Raw genomic sequence first — 22,182 nt, forward strand, 5'->3', positions numbered from 1 at the left:
GCGCCCCGATCGGCGCGCCGGCCGCGCCGCACAGACATGAAACGGGACCCATTCGATGACAACAGCGACGGACTTTGACGGCGACATGGCCGCCCGCGAGATGCAACGCGGCGCCCGCGAACGCTGGTTCGCCCGCATCAACCGCAGCGCGCTCTATCTCAACGTGATCGGCCTTGGCTGGCTGGTGCCGCTGATGAAGATGGCCGCGGGCGACAACCCCAGGGCGCAGCTCAAGGAACTGTGGCAGCAGCTGGTGATCCCGCTGATCGGCATCATCGCCTTCATCGCCCTGTGGGCGACGTTCGCGCCGACGGTCAAGACCTCTCTTGGCGCGATCCCCGGCCCCGTCGCCGTATGGGGCGAAACGGTCAACCTCTATCACGACCACGTGGCGGAGCGCGAAAAGGCCGCTGCCTTCTATGATCGCCAGGAAGCCCGCAACGCCAAGCTGGAAGCATCCGGGAAGGCTGATAGCGTCAAGTGGCGCGATTACACCGGCAAGCCGACCTATCTCGATCAGATCATCACCAGCCTGAAAACGGTCGCCGTCGGCTTCATCATCGCGACGATCATCGCGGTGCCCGTCGGCATCTTCTGCGGCCTGTCGCGCAGCGTCTCCGGCGCTCTCAACCCGCTGATCCAGATCTTCAAACCCGTCTCGCCGCTGGCCTGGCTGCCGATCGTCACGATGATCGTTTCCGCCGTCTACGCGGACGTCTCCGACGCCCTGCCCAAGTCGCTGGTGATCTCGGCCGTCACCGTGACGCTGTGCTCCCTGTGGCCAACGCTCATCAACACCTCGCTCGGGGTCGCCTCGATCGACAAGGACCTGATGAACGTTTCGCGCGTCCTGCAGCTGCCCACCTGGAAGACCATCACCAAGCTGGTCCTGCCCTCCTCGCTGCCGCTGATCTTCACCGGTCTGCGCCTGTCGCTGGGCGTGGGCTGGATGGTGCTGATCGCGGCCGAAATGCTGGCGCAGAACCCGGGGCTTGGAAAGTTCGTCTGGGACGAGTTCCAGAACGGCTCCTCCTCCTCGCTCGCCAAGATCATCGTCGCGGTGCTGACCATCGGCATCATCGGGTTCCTTCTCGACCGCCTGATGTACGCGCTGCAGACCGCCTTCACCTACTCGGCGAACAGGTAGGGACAGCGCAATGGCATTTCTCGATCTCAAGAACGTCTGCAAGAGCTTTGGGAACGGCAATGAGCGCACGGAAGTGCTCAGGAACGTCAACCTGAGCGTCGAGGAAGGCGAGTTCATCGCCATCCTCGGCTTCTCCGGCGCCGGCAAGACCACGCTGATCTCGACCATCGCCGGACTGACCCTGCCCGACGACGGCGAGGTGCTGTTCAAGGGCGCGCCGGTCACCGGCCCGGGACCCGAACGCGGGCTCGTGTTCCAGAGCTACTCCCTGATGCCCTGGCTGACGGTGGCGGGCAATGTGGCGCTCGCCGTCGACACCGTCTTCGCCAGGGAAAGCAAGGCCGAACGGGCCGCGCGCGTCGCCAAGGTCATCGACATGGTGGGCCTGTCCCATGCCGCCGAACGGCGACCGGCGGAGCTGTCCGGCGGCATGCGCCAGCGCGTGGCGGTGGCCCGGGCGCTCGCCATGAGCCCGGAAGTGCTGCTGCTCGACGAGCCGTTGTCGGCGCTCGACGCGCTGACCCGCGCCAAGCTGCAGGACGAGATCGAACAGATCTGGTCGAGGGACAAAAAGACAGTCGTCCTCATCACCAATGATGTCGACGAGGCGATCCTGCTCGCCGACCGGATCATTCCGTTGACCCCGGGACCCGGCGCCTGCCTGGGGCCGGAATTCAAGGTGGATCTGGCGCGCCCGCGCGATCGCGCGGGCATGAACAACGACCCGGCCTTCAAGAAGCTGCGCGCCGACATCACCCGCCATCTGATGGCCTCGGGCGAGGACCGCGCATCGGACGACGACATCGACCGGCTGCTGCCGAACGTCGTGCCGATCACCAAGGCTGACAAGCTCCCGAAGGCCTACCGGGACGCGGCCGCCTCGGCGATCGAATCCGGTTACGTCGAGTTCTACGAGGTGCGCAAGACCTATCCGACGCCAAAAGGTCCGCTCACCGTCGTCGACGGCTTCAATCTGAAGATGAAGCAGGGCGAGTTCGTCTCCCTGATCGGTCATTCCGGCTGCGGCAAGTCGACCGTTCTATCGATGATCGCGGGGCTCAACGACATTTCGGGCGGCGGCATCGTGCTGGACGGCCGCGAGGTCGACGGCGCGGGTCCCGACCGCGCGGTGGTGTTCCAGGCGCCGTCGCTGATGCCATGGCTGTCGGCGCGCGACAATGTGGGGCTGGGCGTCGACCGGGTCTATCCGCACGCATCAAGCGCCGAACGCTCCGACATCGTCGAGTACTATCTCGCCCGCGTCGGGCTCGCCGACGCCATGGACAAGATGGCGGCGGATCTCTCCAACGGCATGAAACAGCGCGTCGGCATCGCCCGCGCCTTCGCGCTTTCGCCAAAATTGCTGCTGCTCGACGAGCCCTTCGGCATGCTCGACAGCCTTACGCGCTGGGAGCTCCAGGACGTGCTGATGGAGGTCTGGCAGCGCACCAAGGTGACCGCGATCTGCGTCACGCACGACGTGGACGAGGCGATCCTGCTCGCCGACCGGGTGGTGATGATGTCGAACGGCCCCAATGCGCGGATCGGCAACATCATGGATGTGGACCTGCCACGCCCGCGCTCGCGCAAGGAACTGCTCGAACACCCCGACTACTACGCCTATCGCGAGGAACTGCTCGAATTCCTCGAAGCCTATGAGGGCGGAGCCAACCCCTCGGACGAGCAACTTGGTTCGATCCGTCAAAAACGCGCCGCGCGGATCGCCCGCCAGGATGCAGCGGAATAGGAGACCGACATGACCGAGAAACTTGTCATCATCGGCAATGGAATGGCCCCCGGCCGTATGCTCGAGCACCTGTTCGAACAGGCGCCCGACCGCTATGACGTGACGATCTTCAACGCCGAGCCGCGCGTCAACTACGACCGCATCATGCTCTCGCCGGTGTTGTCGGGCGAAAAGACCTTCGACGACATCGTGATCCACGGCGACGGCTGGTACATCGACCACAAGGTGATGCTCTACAAGGGCCACCGGATCGTCGAGATCGACCGCGACGCCAAGACGGTGCGCTCCGAGCACGGAGAAGTGGCGCCCTACGACAAGCTGGTGATCGCCACCGGCTCCAATCCCTTCATCATTCCCGTACCAGGTCACACGTTGCCCGGCGTGCTGTCTTACCGCGATCTCGACGATGTCGACGCCATGCTGCTCGCCGCCAAGGCGCGCGGTTCGGCGGTGGTCATCGGTGGCGGCCTTCTGGGACTGGAGGCCGCGGCCGGCCTGAAGGAACAGGGCATGGACGTCACCGTGCTGCACATCATGCCGACGCTGATGGAGCGCCAGCTCGATCCCGCCGCCGGCTACCTGTTGCAGCGCGAACTGGAAAGCCGCGGCATCACCGTGATCACCAAGGCCAACACCAAGGAGATCGCCGGCGACGGAAAGGTCGAGGCGGTGCATCTGGACGACGGCACGGTGATCCCCGCCGACATCGTGGTCATGGCGGTGGGCATCCGCCCCAGCTCCGCGATCGCCAAGGACGCCGGGCTGGAGGTCAATCGCGGCATCGTCGTCGACGATCGCATGCGGACGTCGGATCCAGACATCTATGCGCTGGGCGAATGCGCCGAGGTCGGCGGCATGGTCTACGGCCTCGTCGCCCCGCTCTACCGCATGGCCGAGGTGGCCGCGACCAGCCTTGCAGGAGCCCACGGCGATCCCTTCACCGACAGCGCCACGCCGACGCGGCTGAAGGTCACCGGCATCAATCTCTATTCCGCCGGCGATTTCGCGGAAGGCGAGGACCGCGAGGAGATCGTCTTCCGCGACGCGGCGTCGGGCGTCTACAAGCGGCTGATCCTGCGCGACGACAGGATCATCGGCACGGTGCTCTACGGCGACACGGCCGACGGCGCATGGTTCTTCGATCTGCTGAAGAAAGGCGAGAGCATTGCTGAGATGCGCGACACGCTGATCTTCGGCCCGGCCTACGCGGGGGGCGGCTCGCTGGACCCTACGGCGGCCGTTGCAGCCTTGCCGGATGATGCGGAAATCTGCGGCTGCAACGGCGTCTGCAAGGGCGCCATCGTTAACGCCATCACGACAAAGGGCCTCACGGGGCTCGACGGCGTGCGCGCCCACACCAAGGCCTCGGCCTCCTGCGGCACATGCACGGGACTGGTGGAGCAATTGCTCTCCTTGACGCTGGGCGACGCCTACGACGCCTCCGCGGTGCCGGCCATGTGCGGCTGCACGGAGCTCGGCCACGGCGACGTGCGCCGGCTGATCAAGGCCAAGGAACTCAAGACCATACCTGCGGTGATGCAGGAACTGGGCTGGACGTCGTCCGGCGGCTGCGCCAAGTGCCGCCCGGCGCTGAACTACTATCTGGTCTGCGACTGGCCTGACGAATACGCCGACGATTATCAGTCCCGCTTCATCAACGAACGCGTGCACGCCAACATCCAGAAGGACGGCACCTATTCGGTGGTGCCGCGCATGTGGGGCGGCATGACCAGCTCCAAGGAGCTGCGCGCCATCGCGGACGTGGTCGACAAGTTCCAGATCCCGGCGGTGAAATGCACCGGCGGTATGCGCATCGACATGCTGGGCATCAGGAAGGAAGACCTGCCGGCCGTCTGGGCGGATCTGGGCAAGGCGGGCTTCGTCTCCGGCCAGGCCTACGCCAAGGGCCTGCGCACGGTGAAGACCTGCGTCGGCACGGACTGGTGCCGCTTCGGCACGCAGGATTCCACCGGCCTCGGCATTCGCCTCGAAAAATTCATGTGGGGCTCCTGGACCCCGGCCAAGCTGAAGATGGCCGTGTCGGGCTGTCCGAGGAACTGCGCGGAAGCCACCTGCAAGGACATCGGCATCATCTGCGTGGACTCCGGCTTCGAAATCCACTTCGCGGGCGCCGCGGGCCTCGACATCAAGGGCACCGAGGTGCTCGGCCATGTGAGCACGGAAGACGCGGCGCTGGAGCATGTGGTGGCGCTGGCGCAGATGTACCGCGAGCAGGGCTTCTATCTCGAGCGCATCTACAAATGGGCCAAGCGCATCGGCCTTGACGAGATCCGCGCGCAGATCATGGACGACGCGGCGCGCCGGAAGGCCTATTTCGACCGCTTCGTGTTCTCCCAGACATTCGCCCAGGTCGACCCGTGGTCCGAACGCGTCTCCGGCAAGGACAAGCACGAGTTCAAGCCCATGGCGACCCTGGAACTGGAGGCGGCCCAATGAACGCACCCGTGACAACGCTCTCCGGCGACTGGATCGAGATCGGCGCGCTGGAGGACATCCCCCGCCAGGGCGCGCGCGTGGTGAAGACCGCCTCGGGCTGCATCGCGGTGTTTCGCACAGCCGATGACTCGGTCTTCGCGCTCGACGACCGCTGTCCCCACAAGGGCGGGCCGCTGAGCCAGGGCATCGTGCACGGCAATTCCGTCACCTGCCCGCTGCACAACTGGGTCATCAGCCTGGAAACCGGCATGGCCCAAGGCGCCGACGAGGGATCCACGGCCGCCACCGCCGCGCGCGTCGAGGACGGGCGGATCTACCTCGCCCGTACGGCGCTGGCGCAACGGGTGGCGTGATGGAGAGGCGGCAGCCTTCGAGGCCCATCCTTCGAGACGGGCCTATCGGCCCTCCTCAGGATGAGGAAGCGTTTGCGGCCGAGCCTTGCTCCACACACCGACCTCATCCTGAGGAGGCGCGCAGCGCCGTCTCGAAGGATGGGCCGCTTACGCCTGCCTTGGTGATGCGGCCATGACCAGAACCATTCGCGAGACGACGGTCAAGACCACCTGTCCCTATTGCGGCGTCGGCTGCGGCGTGCTGGCGACCACGGCGGCCGACGGCACGGTTTCGGTTCAGGGCGACCCGGACCATCCGGCGAATTTCGGCCGGCTGTGCTCCAAGGGATCGGCACTGGCCGAGACGATCGATCTCGACGGCCGTCTGCTGCATCCCGAAATCAATGGCAAGCGCGTGTCCTGGGACGTGGCCACGCGGACGGTGGCGCAGCGGTTCGCCTCGATCATCCAGGAGCACGGGCCGGATGCCATCGCGTTCTACGTGTCCGGCCAGATCCTCACCGAGGACTATTACATCGCCAACAAGCTGATGAAGGGTTTCATCGGCTCGGCCAACATCGACACCAATTCCCGGCTGTGCATGGCGTCCTCGGTGGCCGGCCACAAGCGCGCCTTCGGCACTGACACCGTACCCGGCTGCTACGAGGATCTCGAGGAAGCCGACCTGGTGCTGCTGGTCGGCTCCAACCTCGCCTGGTGCCACCCGGTGCTGTTCCAAAGGCTGATGACGGAAAAGGAGCGCCGCCCGGACCTGATGATCGTCGCCATCGACCCCCGCCGCACCATGACGGCGCGCTCGGCCGACATGCATCTGGCGCTGGAACCGGGCACCGACGTGGCGCTGTTCAACGGGCTGCTCGACTGGCTGTCAAATACGGGTCGTCTCGACAGCACCTTCATCGCGGAGCACACCAACGGCTGCCTCGAGGCGCTGGAGACCGCCCGCGCGACCGGGTTTCTCGGCGCGGCCGAGGCCACGGGGCTCTCCGAGCGCAAGCTGACCGCCTTCTTCGGGCTCTTCGCCGAGACACAAAAGGTCGTCACCGTGTTCTCCCAGGGCGTCAACCAGTCCTCCTCGGGCACCGACAAGGTCAACGCCATCATCAACTGCCATCTGGCGACGGGCCGCATCGGCAAGCCGGGCATGGGGCCGATGTCGGTGACCGGCCAGCCCAACGCCATGGGCGGGCGCGAGGTCGGCGGGCTTGCCAACCAGCTTGCGTGCCACATGGACATCGAGAACCCCATGCACCGTGAGTTGGTGCAGGGTTTTTGGGCCTCGCCGACCATCCCCGAACGCCAAGGGCTCAAGGCCGTTGACATGTTTCAAGCCGTCGCCGACGGATCGATCAAGGCGATCTGGATCATGGCGACCAACCCGGTCGACAGCATGCCCGACGCGGACGGCGTGCGCGCGGCGCTCGACGGCTGCCCCTTCGTGGTCGTCTCCGACGTGATGCGCGACACCGACACCTGCGCCGTGGCCGACGTGCTGCTTCCGGCGGCCGGCTGGGGCGAGAAGGACGGCACCGTCACCAACTCCGGCCGCCACGTGTCGCGTCAGCGCAATTTTCTCCCCCTGCCCGGCGAGGCGCGCGCCGACTGGCGCATCATCCGCGACGTGGCCCATGCCATGGGCTTCGCCGACGCCTTCGACTATGCCGGCCCCGCCGATATCGCGCGCGAATACGCGGCGCTGTCCAAACTCGGCAACAAGGGCGCGCGCGATTTCGATATCGGCGCCTGCGCGGCGCTGGATACGGCCGCCTATGATGCGCTGGAGCCGTTCCAGTGGCCCTGGACCGCGGGCGAGGCGCCGGTCACCGAGCGGAGGTTCTTCGCGGACGGACAGTTCTATACCCGTGACGGCCGCGCGCGGATGATCGCCACAGAACCGCGCGCGCCGGCCTCCGGCGTCGATACGGACCATCCCTTCGTGCTCAACACCGGCCGGGTGCGTGATCACTGGCACACGATGACGCGCACGGCGAAATCGCAACGCCTGTCGCAGCACATCGCGGAACCCTTCGCCGAGATCCACCCCGACGACGCCCGCGCGCTGGGCATCGAGACGGCGTCGCTCGTGGAGGTCGCCAGCCGCTACGGCCGCACCATCCTGCGCGCCCAGGTGACCGACGACCAGCGGCCCGGCTCGCTCTTCGTGCCGATCCACTGGACCGGGCAGCACGCCAGCATGGGCCGCATCGACGCGCTGGTGCATCCCAACGCGGATCCCGTGTCCGGGCAGCCGGAAAGCAAGTTCACGCCGGTGTCGCTGACGCCGTTTGGCGCGCGATGGTTCGGCTTCGCCGTGACGGCGGAGAAGCCGCAGGCCGTGAATACCGACTATTGGGCGCTGGCGAAATCGGCCGGCGGCTGGCGGCTGGAGCTGGCGGACGCGCGCGACCTTGAGGATGCCGACGGCTTCGCCCGCGCGATCCTCGGTCTCAGCGGCCGCGAGGACGCGGAGATGCTTGCCTATCACGACCAATCGGCCGGGCGGCACCGGTTCGCGGCATTCCGCCACGGCAAACTCATCGGCGCGCTGTTCATCGCGCCCGAGCCCGTGGCCGTGTCGCGCGGCTGGGCGGCGGGCTATCTGCGCGAGACCGACGTCTCCGCTCCGGATCGGCTCAAACTTCTCGCGGGCCGTCCGGGCGCCGACCGGCCCGACCCCGGCGCCATCGTCTGCGCCTGTTACTCCGTCGGCATCAATCAGATCGTTGCCGCCATCGAAACCGGCGCGGCGGCGAGTGTCGAGGAGATCGGCACGGCCCTGAAGGCGGGCACCAACTGCGGCTCCTGCCGGTCCGAACTGAAGAGGATTGTGGACAATGCGCGTCTTCCGGAAGCCGTCTGACGCCACGCCGGCCAATGTCAGGCACATCGCGCCGCTGGCCAAGCTGCCGGTGTTCTTCGATCTCGCGGGCAAGCGCGCCGTGCTCGCCGGCGGCGGCGAGGCGGCGGCGTGGAAGGCTGAGCTTCTGTCGGCCTGCGGCGCGCATGTCGAGATCCATGCCGGCGACGCAGAACCGGAGATGCGGGCGCTGATCGCGCGCGGCGCGGAACCGGGCACGCTGACGCTGGTCGAGCGCGCCTGGACGCCCGCCGACATCGAGGGCGCCGCCATCGCCCTTTGCGACGCGGAGGACGACGGGGAAGCCGCCCGCTTCGCGCAGGCCGCACGCGCCGCAGGCGTGCCCGTCAACGTCATCGACAACCCTACCTTCTGCGATTTCCAGTTCGGCTCCATCGTCAATCGCTCGCCGGTCATCGTCTCGATTTCCACCGACGGCGCGGCGCCCATCCTCGGCCAGGCGATCCGCCGCCGCATCGAGACGCTGCTGCCGGCCGCACTCGGCCCCTGGGCAACTGCCGCGAAAGGCTACCGGTCGCGCCTGATGGACCTGATGCCCGACGCATCGCGCCGCCGCGCCTTCTGGGAGCGGTTCGCCGACAAGGCCTTCGCCGCCCGAGGCGGCGAGACCGTGCGCGCGGAACTCGATGCCATGGCCGGTAACATCCTCGCCGCTGCGACGCCCCACCGCGGTCACGTGACGCTCGTTGGCGCGGGACCGGGGGACGCGGAACTGCTGACGCTCAAGGCCGTCCGCGCGCTGCAATCGGCCGATGTGATCCTGTTCGACGCGCTGGTCTCCGACGAGGTTCTGGAGCTGGCGCGGCGCGAGGCCAAGCGCATGCTGGTGGGCAAACGCGGCGGCAAGCGTTCCTGCCGCCAGGAAGACATCAACGCGCTGATGGTCAAATTCGCGCGTGACGGCAAGCGGGTGGTACGGCTGAAGTCCGGCGACCCGATGGTGTTCGGCCGCGCCGGAGAGGAGGTGGCGGAACTGGATGCGGCGGAAATTCCCGTCGATGTGGTGCCGGGCGTCTCCGCCGTCTTCTCGCTGGCAGCCGAACTCGGCGTCTCGCTGACCCACCGCGACCACGCCCATTCGCTCAGGCTGGTCACGGGCCACGCCAGCGACGGCGGCATGCCGAAGGATCTGGACTGGCGCGGGCTGTCGGATGCCCAGACCACGCTGGTGATCTATATGGGCGGCCGCACGGCGCAATCGATCGCCACGCGGATGATCGGCGAGGGCCGCGCGCCGGAAACACCGGTCGTCATTGCCGCGAAGATCGGCCGGCCGGACCGGCAGCTTTCGAACCTGAGCCTCGCGCAACTCGCCTCCGGCGCCTTCGCCCGCGAGGACGACGGCCCGGTGCTGATCGGCGTGGGAGAGGTTTTCGCGATGCGCAAGGCGATGGCCTTGCTCGACGGCCTGCCGGAAGCCATCGCGGTCTGATCCGCATGGGCGTCAGGCCCGCGCCAAATTAATTATCAGGAGGCTCTTTTCGGCCGTATCCGCGCACCCACATCGTCTCTCATTGGCGCATGAACGGACCCGGTTTTCAGATCCGCGTCGTTTCGCTGCGCCGGTTCTTCGGAGACAATCATGAACGGTGTATGGGGTGCTGGTCTGTTGACCGCAACGGTGCTCCTATTTTCGTGGGCCCGCGGTGTCAACCGCCGGCCCGATCCCCCTGCGTGGACGCGGAACGAGGCCACAGCGACGGCGGTAACCGTCGTCACGATAGCGGGGCTGGCTATCTCGGTGAGTTTCCTGGTGACAGGCTTCGCGGAGCTTGCGACGCTTCTCGCCGAGCTGGAAGCGCCGGATTTCATCATCATCGGCATGGGCGCGGCGCTGCTTGGGTATTTCGCCTGGCGTCTGACCGCGCCGGACGCGCTGGTGGAGGCGCCTTCGTCCAATCCAAGGCCCCGGATCCGCCCTCTCGACCGGCGATCGAGGCCGACCACGGATCATCCGCCCGCTCAGTCAACCGGAAGCAAGAGGCGGCTGCGCCGCGCGGCGTAGCGTGCTTTGACGAGGTCGGTCGAACAAACCGTATCCGCCGCCGAACCAGCGGCGGATACGGATTTCGCGCGATTGACGCGCCTTACTTCTTCGCCGCGATGATGATCACCTCGACCTTGTAGTCGGGCGTGGCGAGCCTGGCTTCGCCGCAGGCGCGGGTGGGCGCATTGCCGGCCGGCACCCAGGCGTCCCAAACGGCATTCATTTCCGCGAAATCCGCCATATCGGCGAGCCAGATGGTGGCCTGCAGCATGCGGGTGTTGTCGGTGCCGGCCTCCGCCAGCAGCCGGTCGACGCCGGCCAGCACGGCCTTCGTCTGTGCCGTGACGCTTTCGCCCGGCGCGCCGACCTGGCCGGCAAGATAGACAAGATCGCCGTGGATCACGGCCTGGCTCATGCGGGTGTTGGTCTCGATCCGCTTGATGTCACTCATGGGAGATACTCCTGAGGTGCGGCCGCCATCGCGGACCCGCTGTTGATTACCTGGAAGAAGGCCGTCTCGCCGCCTATGGGGCGACGGCGACCTCGGTACGGCCGCTGGCGTCCAGCGCCGCGCGCACGAAGCCGGACTGCTTCATCTCCTCGATGAAGGCGCTGAGAAACGGAACCGCGCCCACGTTCTTCGCCGGCACGGTCATGGCCTGCTCGATGGTGGCGAAACTGTCGGGCAGCACCCGGTAGCCGGGGTGCTCGGCGACGAAGCGGTGCAGCACCTGCGTCACGCCGGCGCCCGCGTCGAGCCCCTCGTCGATGAACATCTGCAGAGATGTGCCGGGCGCGTCGTTGTGCACGATCTCGGCGTGTTTGGCGTGTTTCGCCAGCCACAGATCGTAAGCCGCGTTCTTGGCCACAGCGATGCGCGTGCCCGGACTGTCGACCTCGGCGCACGACCGGAAGGGCGAGGCCTCCGGCACCACATAACTGCTTGAAATGATCACGTAAGGCGACGTGAAGCTGAGCTTTTCCGCGCGCTTGGGATCGATCGCCAGAAAGCCGATGTCCCATTCGTCGGTGTCGATGGCGGCAAAGACCTTGCCCGCGCCATTGAAGGTCACGAAATCGGCCTCGACGCCCAACCGCCCCGCCAGTTCACGCGCCAGCACGACACTGACGCCGCCGAGTTCGCCGGTTGCCTCGTCGCGCATGGCGAGCGCCGCGTTGCCGAGATTGATCGCGACGCGAAGCCGCCCCTTGGGCGCCAATACTTCGCGCACATGCGACAGAGTGTGTGCCATCATTCCCCCCAGATCAGATCGCGTCCGGCACGAGTCTCCCGGACGCGACATGATCTAGACGAATTCGCAAGCCGCATCGACCAAAAATACAGCCAGCAGCTGACAAAGGGGCGCGTTGCAATGTTTTCCTCGGCTTGCGCATGTTCCCCGCATCCGGTCCGAATGAACACGGCCTGCCGAGAGCTCACATCCGGGGCTCTTCCGGATCCGGGCCGGATACGGGCAGCGAAATCGTGAAGCTGGCGCCGGGCTCGACGGGGACGGCCGCGAGGACGCCGCCGTGCTGCCGCGCGGTTTCCTTGACGATGGCAAGCCCGAGCCCGCTTCCTTCGCCGCCGTCAAGCTGACCGAAGCGCTCGAACGCCGTCTCGATCTGGTCGACCGCCAGGCCGCGTCCGAAGTCCCGAACCGTCACCGATGCGTGCGCTCCCTCGACAGCGACACTCACCTCGATGGCGGTGTTTTCAGGGCCGGCGTGGGCAAGCGCATTGTCGATCAGGTTTTGAACCGCTTCGCGCAGCATCACCCGATCCGCCAAGACGGCGACGGGACAATCGGCCGCGTGGTCCTCAAAGGCGAGTTCCACGCCGTTTTCGAAGCAGCGCGCGACATTGCGCCGGCACACCCCCCGCACCAGATCCGTGAGGTCCTCACGCTGAAAGCGGTTCTTGTCGGCCAAGCCGCGCACGCGCTCGAACGACAGCAGTTGCTGGGTCAGGCGACTGGCGTGCCGGGCCGCCTCGACGAGCTCGCCGCTGCGCGAACGGCGTTCCGCCTCACTGGGCGCGTCGCGCGCCGCGACCGCCATCGACAGAATGCCCGCAACCGGATTGCGCATCTGGTGCGCGGCATCGGAAATGAACCGGTTGCGCGTGACGATCGCCCTGGAAACCTCGCCAAACAGCGTGTTGAGGATATCGACAATCCCGGACACCTCGACCGGAACCCTGCGCCGAATGACGCTGAGATCGTCCGGCGAGCGGGTGGCGATCGCGCCCTCGAGTTCGATCAGCGGTCTGAGCCCGATGTTCACGCCGAACCACACCACACCGCCGACCGTGACAATCAACAGGCCCATCACCAGAGCGGCGCGTAACGCCAATTGCAGGGCAAAGGCCTCACGCGCCGCCATGCTCTGCCACACGGTGACGGTGGAATATCCGGAGACGCCGTCAAACGTGACCATTTCGGAAAGCCGCGCGACGCGCACCGCGCCGCCGCGATAGACCGCTTCGAAAAGCACCGGAACATTCGTGACCGCCTTGAAGTCGATCGGCATCGCCGGCGGGTAGGCGTAACCGGTGAGGAACACGCCGTCGGGTCCGTTCACATGGTAGAACAGCCCGCCGCCGCTGGTGTCGCGCATGAGATCCAGTGTCGCGGGCGACAGGGCGTCGCCTCCGGAAACGACGACGTCGCGCGCAATCGCCAGCGTCAGGGCGACGAGGGTGCGGTCGAACAGGAGTTCCGATGTCGAGCGCGCCGCCGTGAACCGCCAGAACCCGGCAAGGAGCGAGATCAGCACCAGCGGCACCAGAATGACGATCATCAGCCGCGCGCGCAGCGAGGTCGACCGCACCATAGTGTCCCGCGTCCCGGCGGATGTCTCGCCGCCGCTACGCGTTCTCAAGAAGATATCCCAGGCCCCGCGCGGTGCGGATCCGCACGGAAAACGGTTCGAGACGCTTGCGAAGCCGGGAGATGTAGATCTCGACCACCGTATCCTCCACGTCCGCGCCCGCGCCGTAGACATGATCTGTCAGCGATGCCTTGGAGACGAGCCGGCCGCGCCGGTCGACAAGGCATTCCAGCACCGCGAGTTCGCGGCGCGGCAGCTCGACCAGCGTCTCGCCCGACGACAGCCGGCGCGCACCGCGGTCGAACCGCAACGTGCCGATCTCCTCATAGAGAGGGCGCTCGGACGGGCGGCGGCGCAACAAGGCGCGCAGACGCGCTTCCAGCTCATCCGGTTCGAACGGCTTGACGAGATAGTCGTCCGCGCCGAGATCGAGTCCCGCAACCCGGTCGCTGGTCTCCGCCCGCGCCGTCAGCAGCAACACCGGCACCGCGTCGCCGCGGCCGCGCAGACGGCGCAGCACATCGAGCCCGCTCAGATCCGGCAGGTTGATGTCGAGGATTACCACGTCCGCGCCATGCTCCATCAGGAACGCGTCGCCTTCCTCGCCCAGATACAGAATATCGACCGCATGTCCCTGATCACGCAACCGGTGCCCGATCCCGCGCGCCAGCACCTTGTTGTCTTCAATGATCGCGATCCGCAACGCGTCCCCCCTGAAAGGCTGCTGCAAGCTTGCCCTGATATATGACAAATTGCGGCCCGTGACGAACGCCGGCCGAATTTCTTTTGCCGCCGGCCCCGAATGCGGGACCCGGCACAGACCCAATGGCACTCGGGAGGAATAGTACCCATGGTTTCAACGATTACACGGCGCGCGTCCTTTGGCGTCGTGGCAGCCGCCGCAGTGGCATTCGCTGTTCCCGCGCAGGCGGAGTTCGACCTTTCCGGCAAGACCGTCGAGTTCGTGATTCCCTTCTCCGAAAGCGGCGGCTCCGCGAAATGGGCCAATTTCTACGCCCCGCTGCTCTCCGAGGCGCTGCCCGGCAACCCGACCGTCGTTGTGAAATTCATGCCCGGCGCCGGCTCCACCAAGGGCGCCAACTGGTTCCAGAAGCAGGCGCGACCCGACGGCCTGACCATCCTGGGCACCTCCGGCTCCACCCAGTTCCCCTATCTGCTTGGCGATCCGCGCGTGCGCTACGAATACAAGGACTGGAACGTGGTCCTGGCATCGGGTACCGGCGGCGTGTCCTATCTCCCCACCGACCTGGGCGCCAGATTCAAGGCCGACCCGAACTCGATCACCGACGTGAACTTCATCTATGGCTCGCAGGGCGCGACGCGTCTCGACCTGGTGCCGCTGCTGGCGTGGGAAATGCTGGGCCTGAAGGTCGAGCCGGTGTTCGGCATCAAGGGCCGCGGCGACGGACGCCTGATGTTCGAGCGTGGCGAGGCCAACATCGACTACCAGACGTCCTCGTCCTTCCTGAAGGGCGTGGCGCCGCTGGTGGAATCCGGTCAGGCCGTGCCGATGATGACCTGGGGCGCGCTGGACGAGGACGGCAATATCGTCCGGGATCCGACCTTCCCCGATCTGCCGACCTTCAAGGAAGTCTACACGCAGATGAAGGGCGAGGAGCCCTCCGGCGGCGCCTGGAAGGCCTGGAAGGCCTTCTTCATCGCCGGCTTCCCGGCCCAGAAGATGGTGTTCCTGCCCAAGGGCGCGACCCAGGAAATGATCGACACCTACACGGCGGCCTTCGCCAAGGTCATTGCGCGCGAAGATTTCGCCAAGATCTCCGAGACGAACCTCGGCATCTACCCGCAGATGACCGGCAAGGGCGCCAAGACCGCGCTGCGCGATGCGATCGCGGTCGATGACGAAGCGAAGGAATTCGTGCTCAACTGGCTCAAGGATCGCTACGGCGTCGAAATAAAGTAGGATGCACGGCGGCACGCCGGTTGGCGCGCCGCCGTTTCCCGGCTTTCAGCGAGAACCAACATGGATATCCTAGCCACAGCCCTTCCGGCCCTATCGGATGCGTTCGCGCTTATCTTTCAACCCGAGCAGATGATGTATCTCATCCTCGGCGTTCTGCTCGGGCTGTCGGTCGGCGTGTTTCCCGGCCTCGGCGGCATCGCGGGCCTCAGCCTCGTGCTGCCGTTCATTTACGGCATGGAACCCGTTTCCGGTCTTGCCCTGATGGTCGGCCTCGTCGCCGTCATTCCCACATCCGATACATTCGCCTCCGTGCTGATGGGGATCCCCGGATCGTCCGCCAGCCAGGCGACCGTGCTCGACGGTTTCCCGATGGCGCGGAAGGGCGAGGCCGCGCGCGCCCTGTCCGCCGCCTTCGCCTCGTCGCTGTTCGGCGGCCTGCTCGGCGCCCTCGTGCTGACCTTCTTCATTCTCATCGCCCGGCCCATCGTGCTCGCCTTCGGCCTGCCCGAGATGCTGATGATCACCATCCTCGGCCTGTCGATGGTGGCGATTCTCGCCGGCAGCATTCCCATGAAGGGCCTTGCCTCGGCGGGGCTTGGACTCATGGTGGGGACCATCGGCGCGGGCGACGCCGGCGGCGCGCCGCGCATGAGCTATTACGAATGGGACTATCTGTATGACGGACTGAAGCTGGTCATCGTCGGCCTGTCGATCTTCGCGATTCCCGAAATCATCTCGCTGCTGCGCCAGGACACGTCGATCGCCAAGGACGCGAAGCTGGGCGCGGGCTGGACGCAGGGCTTGCGCGACTGGTGGCAGAACATCTGGCTGTCCGTGCGTTGCGCGGTGATCGGCGTCATCGTCGGCATCATTCCCGGCCTCGGCGGCTCGGTGGTCGACTGGATCGCCTACGGCCACACGGTGCAGACCGCCAAGGACAAGGACGGTTTCGGCTCCGGCGACGTGCGCGGCGTGATCGGCCCTGAGAGCTCCAACAACGCCAAGGAAGGCGGCGGACTGGTCCCCACGCTGATCTTCGGTATTCCCGGATCCGGTTCGATGGCCGTGTTCATCGGCGGCATGGCGCTGCTCGGCTATGAAGCCGGGCCGCAGATGATCACCAACAACCTCGACGTCACCTACACGATCGTCTGGTCGCTGGCGCTCGCCAACGTGCTCGGCGCCGGCCTGTGCATCGCGCTTTCGGGCGGCATCGCCAAGCTGACCACCATCCGCTTCGCGCTGCTTGCGCCCTTCCTGTTCATGCTGATCTCGTTCGCCGCCTTCCAGTCGCGGCAGGATATCGGCGATCTCGTGGCGCTGTTTTCGGTCGGCCTGCTCGGCATCATGCTGCGCCGGTTCAACTGGTCGCGCCCCGCCTTCCTGATCGGCTTCGTACTCTCCACGCAAGCCGAGAACTACAGCTACCAGGCCTACCAGGTGGCGAGTTTCAAGTTCCAGAGATCGATGGAGATTGGCCTGTCGTACATCTTCACGCCGATCGTGCTGACGCTCATCGTGATCACCGCGGTGTCGATCTTCTTCGGCATCCGACAGGCCAAGATGATCCGCTCGGAGGGCGAGGTCGCCGCCGGCCACAAGACCGGTCCGTTCCTGTTCCTGCTGGTCGTCATGACCTATCTCGCGGTGAGCTTCTTCGACGCCATGTCGATCAAGCAGACGACCGACATGATCTTCCCCGCCACGATTTCGGCGATCTCCCTGCTCGCCTGCTTCTCGGTGCTGATCCGCATGATCCGCTCACCGAGTGACGACGCGGTCTTCGCCGACCGGGAGTTCGCCGGCGAGGACAAGGACGCCCCGCACGGGCTGTGGACGACGCTGGCATGGTTCGCCGCCCTTCTGGTGCTGTGCACGCTGATCGGTTTCATCCTTGCACTGAGCCTGTTCCTGATTGTATTCCTTCGTATACGCGCAGGCATCTCCTGGCTCAAAGTCTTCCTCCTCTCGGGAGCCGGCATCGCCTTCATGATAGGCATGGGCTGGGTTCTGAACCGCGACTTTCCCCCGGGATTGCTGCAATCCGCAATCGATCTACCATGGCCACTTCGATGACCCAGACAGCCGTACCGTTCCTCTTCATGCGCGGCGGCACGTCGCGCGGCCCCTACATGAACCGCGCGGACCTGCCCAAGGATCTCGACACGCTGTCGAAGGTTCTGGTGGCGGCGGTGGGCTCCGGCCATCCGCTGAACATCGACGGCATCGGCGGTGGCGCCGCCGTGACCACCAAGGTCGCCATGCTGTCGCCGTCCGACGACGAATGGGCCGATGTCGACTATTTCTTCGCCCAGGTGTCGGTCGAGGATCAGCTCGTCGACTACAAGCCGACCTGCGGCAACATCCTCTCCGGCGTCGGACCGGCCGCGCTGGAAATGGGTCTCGTGAAACCCGCGGGCGACACCACCCGGGTGCGCATCCGCGCGGTGAACACCAACGCGCGGGTGGAAGCCATCGTCGAGACACCGAACGGCGCGGTCGAATACGCTGGCGACGCCAAAATCGACGGCGTGCCGGGCGGCGCCGCGCCGGTGCTTCTCAACTTCATGGATGTGGTCGGCTCCGCCACGGGCGCCCTGCTGCCCACCGGCAATCTGCGCGACGAGATCGACGGCATCGAGGTCACCTGCATGGATGTGGCCATGCCGCTGACCATCGCACGCGCGGACGCATTCGGCCTCACGGGTTACGAAACAGCCGAGGAACTGGACGCCAACCGCCCTTTCATGGAGCGGATGGAGGCCATTCGGCTTGAAGCCGGCAAGCGCATGGGCATGGGCGACGTCAGCAAGTCCGTGATGCCGAAATTCGGCCTGCTGTCGCGGCCGCGCTCCGGCGGCACCGTGAGCGCGCGCTACTTCATGCCGTGGAACTGTCATCCCTCGATGGCGGTCACTGGCGCACAATGCCTGGCGTCCTGTGTGCTGCGCGAAGGCACCGTCGCCGACGGTCTCGCAGATCTCCCCACGGGCACGCCCGCGCTGGTGCAGATCGAGCACCCCTCGGGCATCATCGACGTGACCGTGGACTACGAGGGCTCGGGCGCCGATTTCACTCTGAAATCCGCAGGCCTGTTGCGCACCGCCCGTCTGCTGGCTCGCGGCGAGCTGATGATCCCGCAGGCCGCCTGGTCGAAATAACAACGATCAGCATCCCGCGCCTTGAACAGGGTGCGGGATGCCTTGCTCTGAAGCGCTTGATCTAGAAATTCACCCTGTCGCCGCCCTTGAGCTGCAGCATCGCGCGCGCTTCCGCCGGCGTGGCGATCTCATGGCCGAGTTCCTTGAGAATACGGCCGATCTTGGCCACCTGCTGGGCGTTGCTCTTCGCCAGCTCGCCGCGGCCGATGAACAGGCTGTCCTCCAGCCCCACGCGCACGTTGCCGCCCATCATCGCGGCCTGGGTCGCGAACGGCATCTGGTGCCGTCCCGCCGCCAGCACCGACCACTGGTAGTCGTCGCCGAACAGCTTGTCTGCCGTCTTCTTCATGAACATCAGATTGTCCATGTCCGGCCCGATGCCGCCGAGGATGCCGAAAATCATTTGCACGAAGAACGGCGGCTTCACCAGGCCGCGGTCGACGAAATGCGCCAGATTGTAAAGATGGCCGGTGTCGTAGCACTCGTGCTCGAAGCGCGTGCCGTGCTCCTCGCCGAGCATCTTCAGGATTCGCTCGATATCCCGGAACGTGTTGCGGAAGATGAAGTCGTCGGTACCCCGCAGGTACGGCTCCTCCCAGTCGTGCTTGAAGGTGGGATAGCGGTCGGCGAGCGGAAAGATGCCGAAATTCATCGAGCCCATGTTCAGCGAGCACATTTCCGGCGCGGCCTTGAGCGGGGCCGCGAGCCGGTCCTCCACCGTCATGTTGAGCCCGCCACCGGTGGTGATGTTGATCACCGCGTCGCAGCTCTGCTTGATGCGCGGCAGGAATTCCATGAAGACCGCCGGATCCGGCGTCGGGCGGCCGTCGTTCGGGTCGCGGGCGTGCAGATGCAGGATCGAGGCACCGGCTTCCGCCGCCTCGATCGCCTGGGTCGCGATCTCGTCGGGCGTCACCGGCAGATGCTCCGACATGGTCGGCGTGTGAATGCCACCGGTCACCGCGCAGGTGATGATGACCTTGTTGCTCTTCTTCATGTGCCGGTAGGCTCCCTATTCCTTGTCGATGATGGCGACGGCGCGCGTGAAGCCCGCCGAGGCGCCCTTGATCTTGAACGGAAAGCAGCTGACCTCGAACCCGTGCGGCGGCAGGCTTTCCAGATTGCTGAGCTTTTCGATGTGACAGTAGCCGGTGACCATGCCAGCCCGATGACCTTCCCAGATGATCGACGGATCGCCGGTCTCGGCGAAGGCCCGTGCGGTGTGAACGAAAGGCGCGTCCCAGCTCCAGGCGTCGGTGCCGGTGACGCGCACGCCGCGTTCGGTCAGATAGAGCGTCGCCTCGCGGCCCATGCCGCAACCGGCCGCGAGATAGTCGTCCGCGCCGTAGCGGGCGCCGGCGCTGGTGTTGACCAGCACGATGTCGAGGGGCTCAAGTTCATGGCCGATGCGGGCGAGTTCCGCCTCGACCTCCGCCGCGCTCACCACATGCCCGTCGGCGAAATGCCGGAAATCGAGCTTCACGCCGCGCGAAAAACACCATTCCAGCGGCACCTCGTCGATGGTGATCGCGCGCTTGCCGCCGCCCATCGTGGAATGAAAATGATAGGGCGCGTCCAGATGCGTGCCGTTGTGGGTGGAGACCGTCAGCGTCTCCACCGCCCAGCCCTCGCCCCCGGGAAGCTGATCCGGCGTGAGACCGGGAAAGAACGACGCCATCTGCGCCGCCGTCTCAGCATGCCCGTGATAGGCGATCTGCGGCAGCATCATCGGCGGATCGGACGCGATGCCCGCCTCCAGCGCGACCGAGAGATCAACAATCCTACGTGTCATGACGTCCCCTCCGACGCGCCCGTCGCCACCACCCGGCGGCGCACGGGAAACAGTTCCAGTCCGCTGCGGTCGGCAATGTAACCCCAAAGTCCCTTGGGCGCCTTGAGCATGATCGCGATGGCGACCGCGCCGAGGATCAGCAGGTAAACCGTGCCGAGATCGGCCAGCGTTTCGCGCAGGGCGAAGAACACCAGCGTGCCGACGATCGGCCCCTCGATCCGGCCGATACCACCGATCACCGTGATGAAGATGACATACGCCGTCCAGTCGTTGATGGAGAAGGCGGCGTCGGGCGAGATGCGGAGTTTTTGCAGGAAGATCAGCGCGCCGATCATGCCAGTAGCGCCCGCGGTCGCCAGATAGACCATGAATTTCGTGCGCCAGATGTCGATACCGACGCTCTGCGACGCGGTCTCGTCGTCGCGGATGGCGGTCAGCGCGAGGCCGGGGCGGGAGCGCAGCAGCCAGTAGACCAGCAGCAACACGGCCACCGCCAGCGCCAGCGCCAGCCAGTAGACGGTCCATTCGCGCCCGTCGCGGCTTGAGGCCAGGGCCTTGACCACGCCGATCGGCAGACTGATGCCCGAGCCGCCGCCGAGCGACTGCACTTGCGCGAAGACAAGCCGGAAGACCTCGGCCACCACCCAGGTGCCGATGGCGAAATAGGCCCCGCGCAGCCGGAAGATCAGCGCGCCGACGGGCGCCGCCACGAGCACCGAGAGAACCCCCGCCAGCGGGATGGCCGCCAGCGGATGAACACCGAAAAACATCGCCAGCGCGAACAGCATGTAGCCGCCGAAACCGACAAACGCCTGCTGGCCGACGGAGACCAGTCCCGTGTATCCCGCCAGCAGGTTCCACAGGCTGGCCAGCGCCAGATAGCTGTAGAGTTCCGCCATCAGCCGCATGTCCGAGCGGCCCGCCCAGAGCGGCGCCGCCGCCAGCGCGCCCACCAGCAGCACAAAAGTGACGGCGCTGATACGGCTGGCGCGCGTGGCCCTTTCGATCGTGTAAGTCACGCTCACCCCTCCATCCTCGGCAACAGACCCCTGGGACGAAAGGCGAGAACCACCAGGAAGGCGATGTGCCCCGCGAGCAATTGCCAGCCGGGATTGATCTGCGCGCCGATCGTCTGCGCGACACCCAGAATCACGCCACCGATCAGCGTGCCCCACAGGTTGCCCAAGCCACCAATGACCACCGCCTCGAAGCCGAAAATCAGACGCGCGGGCCCGGTGGAGGGATCGAAATTGGTGCGCATGGCGAGAAACACGCCGGCCACCGCCACCACCGCCATGGAAAGCGCCATGGCGAGGCCGTAGACATGGTTGTTGTCGAGCCCCATCAACCGGGCGACCTCCGGATCGTCCGAGGTGGCGCGAAAGGCGCGGCCCAGTGCTGTGCGATAGAACACGCCCTGCAATCCGGCGATCACCGCGATGGCGCTGGCGAACATCAGGAGTGGCAGCACGCCGACGGAGATGCCGCCAAGCGACAGGCTGGCGACCTCCAGCGCGCCGGCGTCCAGCTTCTGGCTGTCGGCCGTATAGATCTCCAGCAGGCCGTTCTGGATAATCACCGACAGACCGAAGGTGACCAGCAGCGGCGGCAGCAGGTCTTTGCCCAGCGTGCGGTTGAGGATGCCGCGCTGCAAGCCGTAGCCGATGACCGCCATCAGCGGCACGACGACGGCCAGCGAGCCGAGCGGATTGAGCCCGGTGCCCTCGACCACGCTCAACGCGACAAAGGCGGAGAACACGATCAGGTCGCCATGGGCGATGTTAACCAGCCGCATGACGCCGAAGATCAGCGACAGACCGGCGGCGAAAAACGCATAGAGACCGCCCAGCAGCACTCCCTGAACGATGGCGTTGATCCACTCCACG

The 22,182-nt window shown here is 66.1% G+C and carries 18 protein-coding genes; 10 read left to right on the top strand and 8 right to left on the bottom strand.

The annotated features are described in order from the left end of the window. Window positions 1-55: 55 nt before the first annotated feature. From D1F64_RS21765 to D1F64_RS23655, 7 genes are all read left to right on the top strand, one after another. Window positions 56-1,147: an ABC transporter permease gene (locus D1F64_RS21765; RefSeq protein WP_117414131.1), complete on the top strand. Its 1,092-nt coding sequence runs from the start codon at window positions 56-58 to the stop codon at window positions 1,145-1,147. Window positions 1,148-1,157: 10 nt separating this feature from the next. Further along, complete coding sequence (locus D1F64_RS21770) at window positions 1,158-2,894, top strand: nitrate ABC transporter ATP-binding protein (protein WP_117414132.1); 1,737 nt, start codon at window positions 1,158-1,160, stop codon at window positions 2,892-2,894. Between the two features lie 9 nt (window positions 2,895-2,903). Then, the gene (nirB, locus tag D1F64_RS21775) at window positions 2,904-5,351 is read left to right on the top strand and encodes a nitrite reductase large subunit NirB (protein ID WP_117414133.1); all 2,448 of its coding nucleotides are present in this window, start codon (window positions 2,904-2,906) and stop codon (window positions 5,349-5,351) included. After that, entirely contained in the window at window positions 5,348-5,704 is a 357-nt protein-coding gene (nirD, locus tag D1F64_RS21780; RefSeq protein ID WP_117414134.1) for a nitrite reductase small subunit NirD, read from the top strand. Before nirB ends, nirD begins: the two co-directional genes overlap by 4 nt. 172 nt (window positions 5,705-5,876) lie before the next feature. Then, complete coding sequence (locus D1F64_RS21785; RefSeq protein ID WP_117414135.1) at window positions 5,877-8,564, top strand: nitrate reductase; 2,688 nt, start codon at window positions 5,877-5,879, stop codon at window positions 8,562-8,564. After that, a complete protein-coding gene (gene cysG / locus D1F64_RS21790; protein ID WP_117414136.1) occupies window positions 8,539-10,014 on the top strand; it encodes a siroheme synthase CysG in 1,476 nt (491 codons plus the stop codon). Before D1F64_RS21785 ends, cysG begins: the two co-directional genes overlap by 26 nt. 150 nt (window positions 10,015-10,164) lie before the next feature. Continuing rightward, complete coding sequence (locus D1F64_RS23655; protein WP_162901707.1) at window positions 10,165-10,587, top strand: hypothetical protein; 423 nt, start codon at window positions 10,165-10,167, stop codon at window positions 10,585-10,587. 82 nt (window positions 10,588-10,669) lie between these two features. On the opposite strand, the gene D1F64_RS21800 is transcribed toward D1F64_RS23655, so the two are convergent. The 4 genes from D1F64_RS21800 to D1F64_RS21815 all read right to left on the bottom strand — a co-directional run bounded on the left by D1F64_RS21800 (window position 10,670) and on the right by D1F64_RS21815 (window position 14,104). Further along, a complete protein-coding gene (locus D1F64_RS21800; RefSeq protein WP_117414138.1) occupies window positions 10,670-11,020 on the bottom strand; it encodes a RidA family protein in 351 nt (116 codons plus the stop codon). Between the two features lie 73 nt (window positions 11,021-11,093). Further along, complete coding sequence (locus tag D1F64_RS21805) at window positions 11,094-11,825, bottom strand: transporter substrate-binding domain-containing protein (RefSeq protein WP_162901708.1); 732 nt, start codon at window positions 11,823-11,825, stop codon at window positions 11,094-11,096. Window positions 11,826-12,006: 181 nt separating this feature from the next. After that, window positions 12,007-13,452 carry a sensor histidine kinase gene (locus D1F64_RS21810; RefSeq protein ID WP_162901709.1) on the bottom strand — a complete coding sequence of 482 codons (1,446 nt, stop codon included), beginning with the start codon at window positions 13,450-13,452 and terminating at the stop codon, window positions 12,007-12,009. After that, entirely contained in the window at window positions 13,439-14,104 is a 666-nt protein-coding gene (locus D1F64_RS21815; protein WP_117414141.1) for a response regulator transcription factor, read from the bottom strand. Before D1F64_RS21815 ends, D1F64_RS21810 begins: the two co-directional genes overlap by 14 nt. A gap of 147 nt (window positions 14,105-14,251) precedes the next feature. Here D1F64_RS21815 and D1F64_RS21820 point away from each other — a divergent pair, with 147 nt between their 5' ends. Genes D1F64_RS21820 through D1F64_RS21830 form a run of 3 tightly spaced genes read left to right on the top strand, consistent with a single transcriptional unit; the run spans window position 14,252 to window position 18,504 of the window. Further along, complete coding sequence (locus D1F64_RS21820) at window positions 14,252-15,343, top strand: tricarboxylate transporter (RefSeq protein ID WP_205470578.1); 1,092 nt, start codon at window positions 14,252-14,254, stop codon at window positions 15,341-15,343. A 60-nt stretch (window positions 15,344-15,403) separates the two neighbouring features. Then, window positions 15,404-17,419, top strand: a complete 2,016-nt coding sequence (locus tag D1F64_RS21825) for a tripartite tricarboxylate transporter permease (RefSeq protein ID WP_117414142.1) — start codon at window positions 15,404-15,406, stop codon at window positions 17,417-17,419. Then, complete coding sequence (locus tag D1F64_RS21830) at window positions 17,416-18,504, top strand: 4-oxalomesaconate tautomerase (RefSeq protein WP_117414784.1); 1,089 nt, start codon at window positions 17,416-17,418, stop codon at window positions 18,502-18,504. Before D1F64_RS21825 ends, D1F64_RS21830 begins: the two co-directional genes overlap by 4 nt. A 61-nt stretch (window positions 18,505-18,565) precedes the next feature. Here D1F64_RS21830 and D1F64_RS21835 read toward each other — a convergent pair whose 3' ends face one another. From D1F64_RS21835 to D1F64_RS21850, 4 genes are read right to left on the bottom strand one after another with little or no spacing between them, the layout of a single operon-like run. Further along, window positions 18,566-19,501 (bottom strand): 3-keto-5-aminohexanoate cleavage protein, encoded by a 936-nt coding sequence (locus D1F64_RS21835; RefSeq protein WP_117414143.1) that lies wholly within the window; start codon window positions 19,499-19,501, stop codon window positions 18,566-18,568. Between the two features lie 15 nt (window positions 19,502-19,516). Further along, window positions 19,517-20,296 (bottom strand): cyclase family protein, encoded by a 780-nt coding sequence (locus tag D1F64_RS21840; protein ID WP_117414144.1) that lies wholly within the window; start codon window positions 20,294-20,296, stop codon window positions 19,517-19,519. Further along, on the bottom strand, window positions 20,293-21,321 hold the full coding sequence (locus D1F64_RS21845) for a branched-chain amino acid ABC transporter permease (protein ID WP_117414145.1): 1,029 nt from the start codon (window positions 21,319-21,321) through the stop codon (window positions 20,293-20,295). The genes D1F64_RS21840 and D1F64_RS21845 overlap by 4 nt, the downstream gene beginning before the upstream one ends. Further along, window positions 21,318-22,181 (bottom strand): branched-chain amino acid ABC transporter permease, encoded by an 864-nt coding sequence (locus D1F64_RS21850; protein WP_117414146.1) that lies wholly within the window; start codon window positions 22,179-22,181, stop codon window positions 21,318-21,320. Before D1F64_RS21850 ends, D1F64_RS21845 begins: the two co-directional genes overlap by 4 nt. Window position 22,182 lies beyond the last annotated feature (1 nt).

The sequence above is a fragment of the Breoghania sp. L-A4 genome (assembly GCF_003432385.1).
In the GTDB taxonomy this organism is placed as follows: Bacteria; Pseudomonadota; Alphaproteobacteria; order Rhizobiales; family Stappiaceae; genus Breoghania.